A 16451-nucleotide genomic window follows, 5' to 3' on the forward strand; every position below is an offset into this window, starting at 1 on the left:
ATCGAGCAATTGCCACACGCTATGACAAGCGGGCAAGGAACTTTTTAGGTGCAATTTATCTTGCTGCTGCTGTTATCTGGCTTAATTGATGACACGCCCTAGTGTTATGGGTAGATGGAATTAGCAACCTTAGCCCTTTAGCTAGTCTCTCCAATCTTACTAAATTAGAGTTAAGGGGAGATGGAATTAGCGACCTTAGCCCCTTAGCTAGTCTCTCCAATCTTACTAAATTAGAGTTAAGGGGAGATAGAATTAGCGACCTCAGCCCCTTAGCTAGTCTCTCCCATCTTACTGATTTAAGGTTAGAGGGAGATGGAATTAGCGACCTTAGCTTCTTAGCTAGTTTTTCCAATTTTACTCTATTAGAGTTAAACGGAAGAGTAATTAGGGTGACTGAAATCAAGCGAAAGCATTAGCAGATAAAGTTTGTTAACGGGAACAGTCAACAAAAGTATTCTTTCGTTGACTACGTGCTTTCCCTTGCAGGCAAAATTTTATACTATGCTCTTCAATCACCCCAAGCGATCGCATCTCTACCCTCAGATTGTTTAACCATTAAATAGGCGATCGCGCAATTTTGAGTAAACAGACAACAAGTGCGATCGCTTGTCAAATTTGACGCATTATCTATTGGTTTACCAATGAGGTATTATTAACCATTAATTTGATTTTTAAAACCATGCGGGTAATTAGTCGCAGGAGTTTAAGAGAATTTTGGGAAACCCACTCAACAGCTAGAAATAGCTGATTATTATGGTATGACAGAATCACTAAATCTGACCTTGAGAACTTTGCCCAATTGCGTCAACTATTTCCCTCGGCTGATTTAGTTGGTAACTTTACCGTTTTTAATATCAGTGGCAATAATTATCGTTTAATTACTTACATTGACTATCAAGCACAAATTATCTTTATTCGTGCCGTTCTCACCCACGCAGACTACGATAAGGAAAATTGGAAAAATGACGACTGGTTTAACAACCCCTAGTCCTTATTACCTTAGTTTAATCACAGAATTTCCACCTCGTCCTATTACGAATGACGCAGAATTAATTGCAACGCAACAAAAAATTAACTCAATATTAGATAAAAACAATCTTAATCAAGACGATCGAGATTATCTACAGGTATTAGGAATGTTAGTCTATGACTATGAAGAAAAAAATGAAAAATTTCCTGAACTAACCGATGGAGAACTATTACAAACATTAATGACAGAATATAATCTCAAGATACAAGATTTTTTAGTAATATTTGAGCAAGAACAAACAATTTTGGATATATTAAACGGTAAGCGTAAACTCAATTCTCAAGAAGCTTTGAAAGTGCGATATCTAGGTTGGGCATAGTGCGATCGCGCTTTTTTCAAAAATGCGATCGCCTGTTTTTGTAGCGGCTGTCTTAATTAACCTACCGCGCTTCAGGGCATGGCAGTGCCAGTGCCCCTACAATTAACGATAATTTTATAAATTATGAATGATGGATTTTAAATTAGGTGTCTACATTCAATTACTCAATTTGTTTTAACAAAAAATGCGTAGGCGTAGCCAGCCTTCGGCATCGCTAAAAACAATAAAGTGTAGCTAGACAGCAGATGATTGTCAATCATGGCAATTTTTGCGCCAGCAATCTACCTTTTTATCTGCGGAAAACACTAAAATGAGTGCGCAATATACCTAAATGAGTAGGCGATATACTATTTCACCTGCGGAAAACACTAAAATAAGTGCGTGATTTACCGAAACGAGTAGGTGATATGGCTTAATGAGTAGGCGAAATGGTATTTTACTTGCGGAAAACACAATAATGAGAACTCGTTAAGGCTTAATGAGTAGGTGAAATGGCTTTTTGCTTACTTAAAACAGGAAAATGAGTACTTAATTTTGATAAATGAGAAAGCGAAATGCTTTTTTGTTTACGAAAAATTTAAAAATGAGTCCTGAATATGTGTAAATAATAAAAAACTCCACCCACAAGGCTTCCGCCGTGAGCGTCAGCCGAACGGGGATGGAGTTTTTGGGCATGGGGAATAGGGCATTGGGCATAGCAAAGAGTAGTCTACAGACGATTGCTATTTTTCGTAATCAGTTGCCAACCTTCTGCTTGACCGATGATTTTCACAGATTCTAAGTTTAACTTCTCGTAAGCAGATTCATCGATGAGAAAGAAGGATTGACTTTTGTAGCGCCAATAATATTCTAATTCTCCTAAGGTAGCGGGGGTAATTTTGCGATCGCTATAAAAATCTAAGGAAGGACGGTTGTAGGGAAATGAGGTGTAGATTTGCTTAACGCCAGGATTTGCCTGTAATATCATGCTGGCAACGGGTTTAACTGGGTAAGCGTTGCCTAATTCCCACACCCAATAGTTGGTTTTCATTAACAACAGCAGGGAAATATAAGTTCCCCAAAAAAGAATCTTTAGGAATTGCCCATCGCCCCGTTCGGCGTAAATGGCTGCTAAAGTCATAGTTAGGGCGACAGCTGCGCTAATTACTTGTAAGTCTGTTTTTGGTGTAGCACCAGCACTAAAAAAAATACTCCCCGCAGAACCAGCTAAAGCCATTAAGGATAACCCCGCAATCCAAGACCGGGGATAGGATGAAAGTAAGGGTAAATTTTCGATTTCTGCGATTTGCGCACCCAAGGCTAAAGCTAAACCTGGATAAACAGGGAATAAGTACCAGTGCAGCTTGTCACCCATGCCGGCAATAATCAGCAGGTAAACCCCAATCCATACTAATACGAGTCTTGCCCAGCTAAGATTGCGATTTTCCCAAGTTAAGCGTAAGCTTTGAGGGACAAATAGTAGCCAAGGCCATGCACACAGGGCAATTTCTTGAAAATGAAACCAGGATATTTGAAAATTGTCTTTGATGCCAATACTAATTTGATTGATGGCGGGATTAATAAAAGCCAGCTTGAGAAAAGAGTAACCGTAATGTAATAGCTGGGCACCATACCAACAAAAGGCTGGTAGAATACCGATGCCGATAGCTATCCACAGATAGTAACAAGTGAGTAATCGTGGCGTGTCCCACAATAAAAATACAACTGCGATCGCACCTAGCAATAAACCAAAAATTCCTTGCGTTAGGCAAATCAAGCCTAAACCAATACCAATGCCCAAACAGTAACGCAAATCTCGACGCGATCGCAAGACACATAACATCATCACCATCAAAAAGCTGACGACTGCGCCATCTAACATCGCCAATCTACCGTGACGCACCACAGGTAGCATTGTCAGATAAATCAACGCGCTATAAATCGCCACCCAACGTTGACGGAATATCTCTCGCCCAATGCTATACAGTAATGGTACGGAACAAGCCGTTAAAATTGCGCCTGGTATCCGCGTACTCCATTCATTGACACCTTTGAGGTGATAAGCCCAAGCAACTAGCAAATGCATTAAAGGCGGTTTATCTGGATATGGTTCACCTGCGATTGTTGGGTAAAGCCAAGCCAGAGAATCGGCTGGGGCGCGGAAAATTTCACGGGCGACTTGTGCCACAATCCCCTCATCTCCATCGCGTAGGGGGACTCCTCCCAGATTGACGCTAAATAGTAACACTGCTGCCAATAGCAGAACAATTAGCCAGACGCCATCAATCAATTTATCAACTGCGCGATGTTGTTTTCCTAGATGACCCCAAATAAAGCTTCCTTCTTGCATATTCTATGATAATCATTTTGCTTGCTGGTTTGATTACATAGAGATCGAGGCGAATCTCTCATGTTGCCACCCAGTAATAACCTGTGTGTTTAGCAATTGCTAGATTCCAAATTAACTCATTTTTTTGAAATAGTAATCTTTTTTTTGAAGAAACTTGTCTAAGTTTTTTTACTCTATTTTTTATCTAAAATATTTTTTATCAACGAGATATAAATCATACAAATATAATGCTTTGGAGTTCCTGATTATGCTTTGTCTGCAACTTCTCATAGCATCTGCAAAAGCTTTAAAGGTTGGATATTTAGGGAAATAACTATAATATTTTTATGCTTTCCTATTTCAGGAACTGATAATGACAGTGTTGCAAAGATTAACTGTCAGCATCAGTTCATCAATTAAACTTCTCTGACTTGTAGTTGTAAAAACCCAAAATTGGCTAAATTAATTACAAAGTGCAGATTGCATTCATGATAAACCTAGAGCAGCAGGGAGTTGTGGGAAGGGACGTAGGACAAGGAGGACAAGGGAAGGGGGATAAATAAAAAATAGTTGAGTTTTTTAATCGCAAATGACAAATGACAATTGTAGAGACGCGATTAATCGCGTCTCTCAAAATATAATAATCGCGTCTCTCAAAATATAAAAATAATTTGCAAATCCCATGCAGATTGTTGACGAACAATTTCAATTTGACGAATAAATTCTCGAAAATAAAATCTACGTTCGGCTTCGGATAAATCTAACCAAAATTGAGGAATAGAAACAGCAACAGCAACAGAACGTAAATTAACTGGTGGTAAAGTAGCTAACTTAGCTTGCAGTGCAGAAATTTCTGTATGGAGTTTATAAGCTCTTAAATTTGCTGTTTCTGTATCTAATACTCCGGTTTCTACTAATGCAGGTAATTTAGTCAGTATTTCTTGCTGACGAGCGATCGCATCTCCTAAATTATTCTTAATTGCATCTAATTGTGGGAAGTTCATTCCCGCTACTGCTTGGGGTAATTCTTGACAAACTTTATTAATAGTTTTGTACAAAATTTTATCATAGGCGATCGCCCGACATTTAGGATTTTGCGGACAGCTAATCGGACGTAAATAAAGATACTCTTTTTCTTGACGATGTTGGGTGACGCGAGTAACCGTCATGTGAGATTGACACTCGCCACAAACCACCAAACCCGCCAAAGAACGGGGTGCGCTAGCTGTGCGCGATGGTAAGCGACTGTTACGGCGCAAAAGTCGGTCAACTTGGGCGGCTTCTTCCGGAGAAATAATTGCTACATGAGTGTTGGAAATAATCTCCCCATCTAGGTAAGCTGTATGACCCCGATATACTGGATTAGTTAGCCACCGTCTCCCTGTGGTAACAGAGATTTTTTTACCGTATTTTTTGGCTAAATAACGCACAGCACCCCGCAAGGAACCATAAAGTAAAAATTGTTCAAAAAAATCTTTAACTACCGGGGATGTACTGCGGTCAACAATGTATTTATCTTTAGTGCGACGGTATCCGTAGGGAGGCTTACCCGGTGGCGGTGAAGTTGCCAAACGACTGCGGGCGTGTCCTTGGCGAATACGCCGACTGCGTTGTTGACGTTGAATTTCTTGTAATAATTTCAACAATTCCGCCCGGAGATTGCCTTTTTCAGAACTGTATGGCTGTTCTGTAGCAATTATTACTACACCCATCGCTTCTAATTCATTCAAGCGATCGCTTACTTCCCCAACAGTATCACCCAATTCCTCCAAGCGGCGAATTAACAAATAAACTCCGCTTTCCGCTTTGCAGTCAGCGAATAATTGCTGTAATTGCGTTCTCCCTCCCAAATCGCGATACACTCGATCCACTTCCCATCCCCAATCCTCAGCATCAGGGAGATTTTCTAATAAAGGGTCAGTGTAGCTGTAGGCGATGATTTTCATAGGGCATGGGGCATGGGGCATTGGGCATTGGGCATTGGTCAACAGTCAACAGTCAACAGTCCCCTCATTGCTGACTCAACTCGATAATATTCCCATCGGGGTCTTGGGTAAATATAGCCGGACGACCGGAGGCGCTGGCTTGAATGGGATAGTTGCAATTGACTAATTCTTGTTTGGCAATTTCTAAGTCAACAACAGAGAAAGCTACATGAGGATTGCGTCCCCATTTTTCGTTTTGGTTGTCGGTGGGTGAAGAAGGAGCGACTATTAAGTGAATTTGATAGTTACCAACTTGATACCATGCACCAGGGTATTTCAGAGAGCGATCAATTTTCGCTAGTCCTAATACTGTGCCATAAAAATGTTCAGAGCGTTCCAAGTCAGTAACGAGAATAGCGGTATGCAGACTGTTGGTAATTTGCATTGTCTATTGAGATGCGATCGCGTTTATCTCAATTTTCGCCTATTTGCGCTACTAGGGGTTAGGGGCTAGGGAAGAGAGAGTATTAGCGTTCCCATGCTCTGCATGGGAACGAGAGCAAAATTAATGGTGAGAAATATAGTTAATGCACTATCCAATCTACTGTATGAGCTTCGGTAATATTGGGAACTTCTAGTTTGTGCTTTAACCGATAAAGTACTGACTCTGGAACTTTGGCAGCGCGATCGCGATTCCTGCGTAATAATTCATTCCATGATGTTTCTAGATACACAATGCGAATATTGGCTTGATAATTAGCAAACAGCCGAATCAGCATTGACCGTAATTGACGGCTAATATTAGTAGCATTCCAAACAAATGATTGTCCATGACGCAGATATTCTTTAGCCAAGGCTTTAGCTGCATTTGCGACTGCACCTTGATCATCATCAGGTTCAATCCCCATTTTCTCGCGGAGTTTATCTAAAGAAATGACTTGCCAATCCGGGAGATTTTCGCTAATCCAAGTATCTTTACCCGCACCGGGTAAACCTGACATAAGAACAACCTGACATCGAGTATCATCGTATGCTTCATAGTTTGGGTTACCATCTTCTTTTTGGAAGTAAATAAACCGACTATGGGCTGAGGGAAATGGGCGCGGCTGGTGAAAGCAGTGATTTTCTTGACAGAATTCGCGAAAAAATTCGATGCGTTCGATTAATTGGGCTTGGTCATCGCAATAACGCCCTTTTACGTCGGCTTCTGCTAGTAAAGCTAGTAAATCGCAACGGATAATTTGACTAGCTTTGATAACTGCCCTTTCAGGGTTGGGTTTATCCCAAAACCACAGAGGTAAACTGCCATATTTTACCAAAGATGCGATCGCTTCCCGTTCTGCTAATGGTACCTGCAAATCCCATAAAATCTGCTGTGCCATTTTTGCACCTTGGATTACGTGACCTTTGGAGGAAATAGCCCCATCATCAGCGATTTCTGTCGCCGCAGGTTTGGCGACATCATGTAGCAAAGTAGCCGCAAATACTATTGAACGTTCTCTAGCAGGTAACGCCCGCCATTGAGGTAAGGCGACTAACGCCTCACATACCAATTTTGTATGAATGAGAACATCACCTTCAGCATGATAACGCGGATCTTGGGGGCAATCAGCAAGCGATCGCAGCCAATCAAATTCACCCTCTAATGCAGGCCAATTAATCGACCAATCGCTTTCATCAGGGCAATGAGGAAAAGAGTTCATAAGGGGTTAGGGGTTAGGGGTTAGGTCGAAAGAGTTATTTCCCCCTTGTCCTGATATCAAATAGAATTGCTTTATATCAATTAAAAGTGGTGCGATCGCCTAAATAATTCTTAATAATTTTCTCTACTTAAACTCTACTTAAAACAATAACACCCAAATTTCTCATTGCTTAGTTTTCCTCTAATTTCTCAGTAACATCTGGGGTTATACTGATTGCTTTTCTGTTAACAGAAAATTCAAAAATCAGTCACATTGCCCCCTTTAAGGCACTATTTTGAGGAAATATTAGCTTTTGTTTTGGGTGTTATCGTTAATTGACGAGACAGATATAGAAACAGCGTTTTTACCTCTTAACTAAATTTAACTTTTAGACTGATGGCTGTTGGATCTGCCAGGAAAGCTTTTCGGCTTCAATTAATAATTTATCACTATAATATTTTGGGTAAGTCTGATTGCAATTAAACTTTACTTGATGAGAAAAATTGGCGTATATGGGCAGCATCTTGTAGTCAGACATCGCTTCACGAGAAATTTAAGAAAATTTTTCATTAATTATAAAAAATTAGCCGATTTCTATGACCGTGTTATGAGAAAGGTTAGGCTGTTAAGATTTTCGTCTATCTACCAAAAATCCGCAAATCTACCATACATTTTCCTCGGTACTTGAATTTATTCTGGTAGTGAATACACTAAAAAGGCGAGAGATGTGACCGTAAGGCCAAATTTTCCAATCATTCTAGTGAGTTGAGAAAACAGCTATGATTCCCCTGGGAAGCCTTGGCTAAATAATTAGGCATATCGTTCCAGATAGCTAAATTCTGCGCCAGAACTAAGCTATCCTCTCATAAATACCAATCAAGTCAATTGAGTGGCTTTATCTTTGAAGTAAAAACTCAAGTTATTTGGATGAGTATTTTTCCAACGAAGACCCAAAATATGAGAATGTGAGAAAAAGGTATGCCAGAAGAAAATGAACGGGAAAAAATACGTCACCTTTTAGTTGTCAAAGACTTACAGGGACAACAAACTATCCCCCTTCAAGAAGCTACTTATTCTCTCGGTCGGGATTCAAGAAACGCTATTGTCCTGCGATCGCGTTCCGTGTCAAGACAACATGCCATTTTATTAAGAGTGACTATTCCAGAAACCGATCAATATGGCTTTAGAATTATTGATGGTGATTTTAAAGGCAAAAAAAGTACCAATGGCATCTATGTAAATGGTAATAAATGCTACTCTCACAATCTTCAGCACGGAGATGTAATTGCATTTGGGAATAACCAAGTTAGTGCAAAATACTACGCCATTTCCAACTTGTCAGAGAAAGCTTTTTCTGAATCTTTCACTGTTGAAGACATTTCTAGTTACTTATCAGAACAAGCGCATCCTGTCAACCCTTTTGATACTCTGATCACTCCCGATACTAACTTTGAGGGTGCTAGTGAAACCGTACTCGCCCGCCTAGCATCCTTTCCAGAACTTATCCCTAATCCCATCATCGAAATGGATACAGAGGGAAGCGTCATTTACCTCAATCCAGCTGCATCTTCAAAATTTCCCAAACTGAGAGAATCTGGGGAACGACACCCAGTATTAAAAGGATTGCTGAACGCAATTAAAAATCGCGAAGGTAATTCCTTTGTACGGGAGGTAGAAGTTGGTGCAGAAATTTTTGAACAATCTATTCATTATCTGCCAGAAAGTGATTTAATTAGAACTTTTATTATTAGAGATATTACTGAGCAAAAGCGAGCTACAGCTGAACTGCGTCAGCGAGACAGATTACTGCAAGCAGTTGCCGAAGCTGCCAATTATTTGCTCGTAGACATGAACTATGAAAGCGGTGTAGAAAAAACTCTAGCTATACTAGGTGAAGCTGCCGAAGTAGACCGTACCTATCTATTCAAAAACCATCTTCACCCCAATAAAGGAGAAATGGCAGTAAGTTTGCTATTTGAATGGACGCGATCGCATATTGAGCCAACACAGTTACAATGGCAAAATCTCGTCTATCAAACTGCTGGTTTAGAGCGTTGGTACACAGCCCTTTCCCAAGGACAATCTATTGTGGGGCTGACTCGCGAATTTCCTTTAGCTGAACAAGAAATTTTATTACGAGATAGAATTCAATCTATCTTTTTAGTGCCTCTGTGTTTTGAAGAAAAGTTTTGGGGTTACCTGGGTTTAGCAGATTGTTCCCAAGAACGTCAATGGTCAAGACATGAAGAGTCTACCTTATTAACAATGGCAGCTAGTATCAGTGGTGCTTGGCAGCGTCAGCAAGTAGAAGAGAAAATTCGCTACCAAGCACTTCACGATTTACTCACAGGCTTACCTAACCGCCTACAGTTTAATCATGCCCTAGATCGAGCTTTACCTGATGGAGGTATACCTCAGGAAAGCCTAGCGGTAATGTTTCTCGATCTAGATCGTTTTAAAGTAATCAATGATACCTTGGGGCATACATTAGGAGACCTGCTATTAAAGTTAGTTGCACAAAGAGTTCAAGAGTCTCTGAGAATTGGTGATACAGTTGCCCGTTGGGGTGGTGATGAATTTACCATTTTATTACCCCAAATAAATTCTCAAGAAGAGGTCAAACAAGTAGCGCAGAAAATCCTCAAAACTTTAACTGCTGCTTTTGAAATCAAAGGGCACGAACTTTATATTAGTGCTAGTATCGGCATTGCCATGTTTAATGACAACAGCCCAGATGCCGAAACCCTAATCCAACATGCGGATGCAGCTTTGTATCATGCCAAAGATGCAGGTAGAAATAACTACCAGTTTTACACACCTGCACTCAGTAAAAGAACACCTGCATTCCTCACCTTAGAGAAGAGTTTACGCTATGCTCTAGAACGAGAAGAATTCATGCTGTATTATCAGCCACGTGTAAATATTATCACAGGCGAAATTACTGGTATGGAAGCTTTACTACGCTGGCAACATCCAGAAATGGGACTAGTAGCGCCAAATATTTTTATTCCCCTAGCTGAGGAAAGCGGATTAATTGTCCCCATTGGCGAATGGGTAATCAGAACAGCTTGTAAGCAAAATAAAGCTTGGCAAGATGCAGGATTTCCACCGTTGACTGTTGCGGTGAATCTGTCTCCCAAACAGTTTCGCCAACCAAATCTTGTAGATACCTTGACTGGCATCTTACAAGAGACAGGTCTAGATCCGAAATTTTTAGATTTAGAAATTACAGAATCAACTGCTATTGAAGATTTAGATTTCACCAGAACAGTGCTTTACAATTTAAGGCAAATGGGTGTTTATTTGTCTATCGATGACTTTGGTACAGGTCATTCATCTTTATCACGCCTACAGCTATTGCCCCTGCACCATCTCAAAATTGATAAATCTTTTATTCAAGATTTGACCACAGATCAAAAAGTAGCGCATATTGTCAAAGCGATTGTTGTGCTTGGGCAGAGTTTAGGGTTAAAGCTAACTGCTGAAGGTGTGGAAAAACAAGAAGAATTAGAATTTTTAAGATCTATTAATTGTGAGGATGTCCAAGGATATTTATTCTATCGCCCGCTTGCAGCCCAAAAAATCACAGAATTATTGCAAAAGGGACAATTAAAGAAATGAATGGGGCATGGGGCATTGGGCATTGGGCATTGGGCATTGGGCATTGGGCATTGGGCATTGGGCATTGGGCATTGGGCATTGGGCATTGGGCAAAGACGCGATGAATCGCGTCTCTACAATTGTAATTTGTCCTTCCTGCCCTAATTTTGCCTACTCTCTGGCGCGCCGGGGACAACTGGTGTATCTGGTTGTTGTTGTTGGCGTTGCAAATATCTGCTTAAAACGTAAGCCATATCGCCCCTAGTCATGGGATTGAGGGGTAAAATATTACCTTGGGCATCTGTATTAATAAATCCTTCGGTAATTACGGTGGCGATCGCTTGTCTCGCCCAAGTCGGAATTGAGTTAGCATCTGGATGGGAAGCAAGAATTTCTTTGACAGTCTCTTCAGGAAACTGAAATACACCATAGGCTTGGGCAAAAATGGCTAAGGCTTCGGCTTTGGTTACCCGTTGATTGGGGAAAAATAAATTACCCCGATAGCCTTTCATAATGTCAGTTTTTAAGACGATTTGAACATCGTTAAATGCCCAATGAGATGATGGGACATCGGAAATAAGTATATTTTCTTTGCTGACAGCCTGACGTTTATCTAGGCGAAATACTTTAACCATAATCGCCGCTAATTCTGCTCGACTAATAAACCTTTCTGGATAAAAATTGCCATCAGCAAAGTTAGTCATCCATTTGGCAGCGACTACTTTTTGAATCGCTTCTGATGGTTCAATAGCAGCAGCTTGCGCCACTGATAATAAAGGAATTGTGCTGAAGTTTTGGAGTAAAAAAACTAAAGATACAGTGCTGATAAACTTACGCATAATTAAATGTTATTGGTCGATGGTCAACGGTCATTTGTTAATAGTCGTTAATAGTCATTCTCCGTGTTCCCCGTCTCCCATATCACCCTTGTATCCCATCCACCTTTTGTGAAAACTGAGAACTAGGCGCAAAATGTATGTAACTTTGGGTTATGTTCTTCTTAGATAAGTTTTATGGAGCATTTTTGGGAATGACCGTAGCAGCAGACCCCGTGAAGTTGATGAAGCAAGAAGTTGGCAAAGCCGCCGCCGCTTTAGTCAAATCAGGTTCGATTGTCGGGTTGGGTACGGGTTCAACCACGGCTTATACTATTCAGTATTTGGGAGAACGCCTCCAGTCTGGTGAACTCAAAGATATTGTGGGCGTTCCTACTTCGTTTCAGTCGGAAGTGCTAGCAAAGCAATACGGCGTTCCTCTCACTACTTTGGACGCTATCGATCATATTGATATTGCGATTGATGGGGCGGATGAAGTCGATCCGCAGAAGAATTTGATTAAGGGCGGTGGTGCAGCCCACACCCGCGAGAAAGTGGTAGATTACTTGGCAAATCAATTTATTGTCGTTGTTGATAGTGGAAAGTTAGTAGAACGTTTGGGTTCTAGCTTTGCTGTACCCGTAGAAGTGATTCCAATGGCGATCGCTCCCGTAACTGATGCTATCAAAAAACTCGGCGGTAAACCAGAACTCCGTATGGGTGTGAAAAAAGCAGGCCCAGTCATCACCGACCAAGGCAACTTCGTTTTAGATGTCAGATTTGATTCTATTGACGACCCCGTAAACCTAGAGAAAACCCTGAATAATCTTCCCGGTGTTCTCGAAAATGGCATTTTCGTCAATTGCGTCGATTTAGTCTTAGTCGGCGAAGTCAAAGACGGACAACCAATAGTTAGGCAGTTTTAATTAGGGCATGGGGCAATTCAATTTTGGATTTTGGATTTTAGATTTTAGATTGAAATCCAAAATCGCAAATCTAAAATCTAAAATTTCTTGTCCCTTACCCCCTGCTCCTTTATAATTTTTCCAGGGCTAGTTGTATATCGGCATTTTTCCAAGTTGTAGCTAATTGAGTCTGAATTTGTTGCGCTTCAGCAGTTTTATCGAGTGCTTGTAAACTGGCTTGCAAGCCGAATAAAGAACGCCCATTTAAGGGATATTTTTGCAAGTCTGCACGGAAGACTTTTTCGGCGGTAGCATAATCACCTGTTGCTAATAGCACACCTCCTAATGCTTCTCGTGAGGGTATATACCAGTCTGGCGGTTCCATGTAATTAAGGGCGTCTTCTTGGGCTACGGCTGTTTCTAGGTATTGGATTGCAGATTTATAGTCTTGTTGAGCTTTGGCTATTTTGCCATCTAACTGGTTAATAGCTATGTCTAAAATACTACTGGCAGGACTCATGCCGATAGTTGCATCGGCAGGAATTGTTTTTTGGGCGGTTAATAATGCAGTGCGATCGCTAATTGCATCTTCTAATTTACCAGTGGCAGCGTTAGCCATACCATGAGCAAAATACCACAAAGCTTTGGTTGTAACTAATTTGTCATCGGGAGCAGGAGATTTTAAAATGTTATCCCAGTCACTTAAGCGCACTTGAATTAAGAGTTTAGTGCCTAGATAACCCTCAACCATTGGGATTTCTGCAACTAAGGGAGTCGCCATTGTGACTAATTTATCTGCGGCTTTTACGGCATCTTCATATTTACCAGCCATCGCGGCGGCTACTGCCAAAAAATGCACGTTGTGGCTATAGTAAGAAGCTGGATAAAAACCCTGGATGTGATTTTTGCTGATGTAAGATTCATCTTGGGCGATCGCTAGTGCATTTGACTGCATGGCTGCGGTATAATCTCCTACGCGGAAATATATATGAGAAGGCATGTGTACTAAATGTCCCGCCTCTGGTACTAGGGTTTCTAGGCGTTTGGCACTGGCTAAGGCTCGTTCTGGAGTTAGGGAAGCTTCTACTGCATGAATATAATAGTGATTGGCTCCGGGATGATTGGGGTTGCTTTGCAATACAGATTCTAAAACAGATACAATTTCTTCAGTATTTTCCCCTGGTTTACCATCTTTAGTCCAGAGTTGCCAAGGGTGCAAATCCATTAAGCTTTCGGCGTATAAAGTTTTGGCATCTAAGTCTTGAGGATAACGCTTGACTAAATCTGCCATTGCGTTTTTATAATCAACGGCTAGCTTGTATAAATAAGCGTGAGAATTGTTAGAGTAGCGCTTGGCTAAGGCGTTAATATAATCTTGTTCTGGTTTTGAGGCGTGGTTAGACAAGGCTACAGCTTGTTGGATGGCTTGATATGCTGCTAATTCGCGATCGCTATCCACATCTAAGTTAATATTAGGGCCAAGGGCTAAAGCAATACCCCAATATGCCATTGCTAATTGCGGATCGAGTTCCGCCGCATATTTAAAAGAACGCGCCGCTTCATCATGATTGAAGGCGTAAATTAAATTTAACCCTTGATCGAAAAACTGCTGTGCTTGGGGATTTTGGGTAGAAACCGGATGGTGGTGTTCTCCCAATCCCGAAATTAAAGCATAGGGTTGTTGTGCTTGCGCCATAGCTTCAGTAGGAAAAACTAAGCTGAGTACAAGCACCCAAATTAAGCATAAGTATTTCATTGTCTGAATATTTCTACTTATTCAAGCTTTTTTCTTATTAATTTCTAAAAGCCACAGTTTTTCTAAGGTGGCTACTTTTTGGCGGAGTATGGTAGCGCGATATTTATGATAAGCATTAAATGCTACAAATAATAAAACGTGAATAATAATGATATCGAGCCAAATAAACGTATTAATATATACTGAATTATGCGTAGATTGTTCGATATGAACTGAGTCAATAATTAAATAATTATGAAATTTCTCTGGCATGAGCACCTCTAGACATTTAAATGTATGTCCTAATACAAGACTTCATTGTGAATCTTATAGTTTTCTGATTTAAGTAGCTAAATTTTTAACTTGTTTTATCAAATGGTTATTGGTTACAGGCTGATAGTCTTAAAGAGATAGGGGAATTTCTCATAGCCCAGAACTAGCTGAGGTTTCTGGCTCATGTAAATTTTACATATTCCTTGCATATTTAGCGGATATCATGAATATTTGATGAAAGTGGTTGCTCTAACTCATTAGTATTGGGATAATCTACCAGAATCATATTGTACATTCTACAACCGAAAACGGCTGAAATATTTGCTGAAACCAACCTAATACAGATTCCTTAGCTTTAAAACAGTGTTGTTCTGGTTATTTTGCTAAATCATCGCGCTACCAAACTGCGACACGCAAGATAGCGTCATTTTTCATGCCAAAAATATTGAAACGTAGAACCTACAAAGAAATTTATGAGCAAAAATTTGTTTCTTCAAGAATTAGCGATCGCAATTGCTGCTAAAAATCTTAACCCAACAGTTCTTAATCCTGACTTTTTGAAATATACCGGGGTGATTCCTGGTGATTGGGAATTGGGGAGACCTCCAGTATATGCTAATGGTATTGCGCAGATGATATTTAGCAATGGGCTGTCAATTGTGGCGCAACCTAACCGCATTGTGATTACTGAGGCTATTGGAACTAGAGAATTACAGGAAATTCAAGTTGCGCAAATTGCTTGTCAGTTAGTAGACAAGTTACCTAAAGTTGATTATCAAAGTGTGGGTATTAATCCTGTAGGATTGTTTATGTTTGGCTCAGATCAACAAAGCCATCAATACATCTGTCAACATCTGCTTTCTCCTGGTTCATGGCAAGAATTTGGTGAAGAACCTATGCAAGTTGGGCTACAGTTAGCTTATACATTCAAACAAAGTCAGCTAATTTTAGGTATCAATCAAGCCAAAATTCAGTATCCTGATAAAGCAGAATCAGCAGTAGTTTTTTCTGGTAACTACAACTATCCTTTATCTGCTAATTCGGAGAGTGAGAAACTGCAACAACTCAAGCAAATAATGCAGAATTGGCAGCAAGATGTCAATAATTTTAGTCAATTATTAGAAGAAAGATTTTTACCCTCAGTGACAACAGTGACACAGCAAACCACTAGTCTGTTCCCGAATCTGGCTAGTTTGTAAAATCAATGCTGGTGTCTGGGGATAATAGCAATTCTGAGGTTACGTATTTATTGCTACGGGCAAGAATTTTGGAGGTAAGCAAATAATAAACGCTAAACCTCGTCCATTTTGAAACCTGGAGTAGTGCGGGCAGCGTCATTGGTGTCAACTTAACGTGAAACCCGCTTTGTAGCAGAGTTTTTGCCCTCACCCCCAACCCCTCTCCCTGTGGGAGAGGGGAGCAAGAGATTTAATTCCCCTTCTCCTGGGGGAGAAGGGGTTAGGGGATGAGGGCGAAAGTTTTTGTACAACGCCCGCCCTATATAGCTTTTAGCTTAAGTTGACACCAATGGGGCAGCGTTCGACTGCGCGCTCACGCCGAAGTCTTGCCCGCTAAGAAGCCCAGGGAGCAAGATGCTCCCACTACTTTTAAAACTCTGATTCTCAAAATAGATGTGGTTTAATTTCTGCAAATTTACCTTAAACAGCAAGAAGGCTCACACTGTACCTGTACCCAGGTCAGTGTTGAGATGAATTGCGCGTGAGTTGAGGAGTGTGGTCTGACTAAATTTCTGCAAGAGCGAAAACCGGTCAGACCACAACGACGAAACGAGCAAAATATTGATTGAATCACGCCTTTTTGATAAGATTAACTTGGTCGATGACCCACTCGACTGTATG

Annotated in this window: 13 protein-coding genes and 1 pseudogene; 7 read left to right on the forward strand and 7 right to left on the reverse strand. The window is 40.6% G+C overall.

Annotated features, from left to right (window positions below; all coding sequences use genetic code 11):
* The 4 genes and pseudogenes from AACW45_RS36805 to AACW45_RS36815 all read left to right on the forward strand — a co-directional run.
* A pseudogene (locus AACW45_RS36805) lies at positions 1 to 89 on the forward strand (IS5/IS1182 family transposase); the annotation flags it as partial.
* Positions 90 to 101: 12 nt separating this feature from the next.
* Positions 102 to 416 (forward strand): leucine-rich repeat domain-containing protein, encoded by a 315-nt coding sequence (locus AACW45_RS38540; protein WP_373462100.1) that lies wholly within the window; start codon positions 102 to 104, stop codon positions 414 to 416.
* Positions 417 to 766: 350 nt separating this feature from the next.
* Positions 767 to 988: a type II toxin-antitoxin system HigB family toxin gene (locus tag AACW45_RS36810; RefSeq protein ID WP_313933827.1), complete on the forward strand. Its 222-nt coding sequence runs from the start codon at positions 767 to 769 to the stop codon at positions 986 to 988.
* A complete protein-coding gene (locus AACW45_RS36815) occupies positions 963 to 1349 on the forward strand; it encodes a helix-turn-helix domain-containing protein (protein ID WP_190638052.1) in 387 nt (128 codons plus the stop codon). Before AACW45_RS36810 ends, AACW45_RS36815 begins: the two co-directional genes overlap by 26 nt.
* A 709-nt stretch (positions 1350 to 2058) precedes the next feature.
* On the opposite strand, the gene AACW45_RS36820 is transcribed toward AACW45_RS36815, so the two are convergent.
* The 4 genes from AACW45_RS36820 to AACW45_RS36835 form a co-directional block, all read right to left on the reverse strand.
* Positions 2059 to 3678, reverse strand: a complete 1620-nt coding sequence (locus tag AACW45_RS36820) for an ArnT family glycosyltransferase (RefSeq protein WP_190638058.1) — start codon at positions 3676 to 3678, stop codon at positions 2059 to 2061.
* Positions 3679 to 4310: 632 nt separating this feature from the next.
* Positions 4311 to 5603 (reverse strand): recombinase family protein, encoded by a 1293-nt coding sequence (locus tag AACW45_RS36825; RefSeq protein ID WP_190638075.1) that lies wholly within the window; start codon positions 5601 to 5603, stop codon positions 4311 to 4313.
* 64 nt (positions 5604 to 5667) lie between these two features.
* Positions 5668 to 6027: a VOC family protein gene (locus AACW45_RS36830; RefSeq protein WP_190638060.1), complete on the reverse strand. Its 360-nt coding sequence runs from the start codon at positions 6025 to 6027 to the stop codon at positions 5668 to 5670.
* A gap of 139 nt (positions 6028 to 6166) precedes the next feature.
* On the reverse strand, positions 6167 to 7285 hold the full coding sequence (locus AACW45_RS36835; protein WP_190638062.1) for an AAA family ATPase: 1119 nt from the start codon (positions 7283 to 7285) through the stop codon (positions 6167 to 6169).
* A gap of 957 nt (positions 7286 to 8242) precedes the next feature.
* Between AACW45_RS36835 and AACW45_RS36840 the strand changes: the two genes are divergently transcribed.
* The gene (locus AACW45_RS36840) at positions 8243 to 10885 is read left to right on the forward strand and encodes an EAL domain-containing protein (RefSeq protein WP_190638065.1); all 2643 of its coding nucleotides are present in this window, start codon (positions 8243 to 8245) and stop codon (positions 10883 to 10885) included.
* 140 nt (positions 10886 to 11025) lie between these two features.
* Here the strand turns inward: AACW45_RS36840 and AACW45_RS36845 are convergent, their stop codons facing one another.
* Entirely contained in the window at positions 11026 to 11703 is a 678-nt protein-coding gene (locus tag AACW45_RS36845; RefSeq protein ID WP_190638068.1) for an S-layer homology domain-containing protein, read from the reverse strand.
* A 191-nt stretch (positions 11704 to 11894) separates the two neighbouring features.
* Between AACW45_RS36845 and rpiA the strand changes: the two genes are divergently transcribed.
* Positions 11895 to 12605: a ribose-5-phosphate isomerase RpiA gene (rpiA, locus tag AACW45_RS36850; protein ID WP_190638077.1), complete on the forward strand. Its 711-nt coding sequence runs from the start codon at positions 11895 to 11897 to the stop codon at positions 12603 to 12605.
* Between the two features lie 109 nt (positions 12606 to 12714).
* On the opposite strand, the gene AACW45_RS36855 is transcribed toward rpiA, so the two are convergent.
* On the reverse strand, positions 12715 to 14340 hold the full coding sequence (locus AACW45_RS36855) for a tetratricopeptide repeat protein (RefSeq protein WP_190638070.1): 1626 nt from the start codon (positions 14338 to 14340) through the stop codon (positions 12715 to 12717).
* 21 nt (positions 14341 to 14361) lie between these two features.
* A complete protein-coding gene (locus tag AACW45_RS36860; protein ID WP_199322676.1) occupies positions 14362 to 14592 on the reverse strand; it encodes a hypothetical protein in 231 nt (76 codons plus the stop codon).
* Positions 14593 to 15065: 473 nt separating this feature from the next.
* Here AACW45_RS36860 and AACW45_RS36865 point away from each other — a divergent pair, with 473 nt between their 5' ends.
* A complete protein-coding gene (locus AACW45_RS36865; RefSeq protein ID WP_190638072.1) occupies positions 15066 to 15791 on the forward strand; it encodes a hypothetical protein in 726 nt (241 codons plus the stop codon).
* Positions 15792 to 16451 lie beyond the last annotated feature (660 nt).

Origin of the sequence: Calothrix sp. FACHB-168, from assembly GCF_963889195.1 — a bacterium.
In the GTDB taxonomy this organism is placed as follows: Bacteria; Cyanobacteriota; Cyanobacteriia; order Cyanobacteriales; family Nostocaceae; genus Aulosira; species Aulosira anomala_A.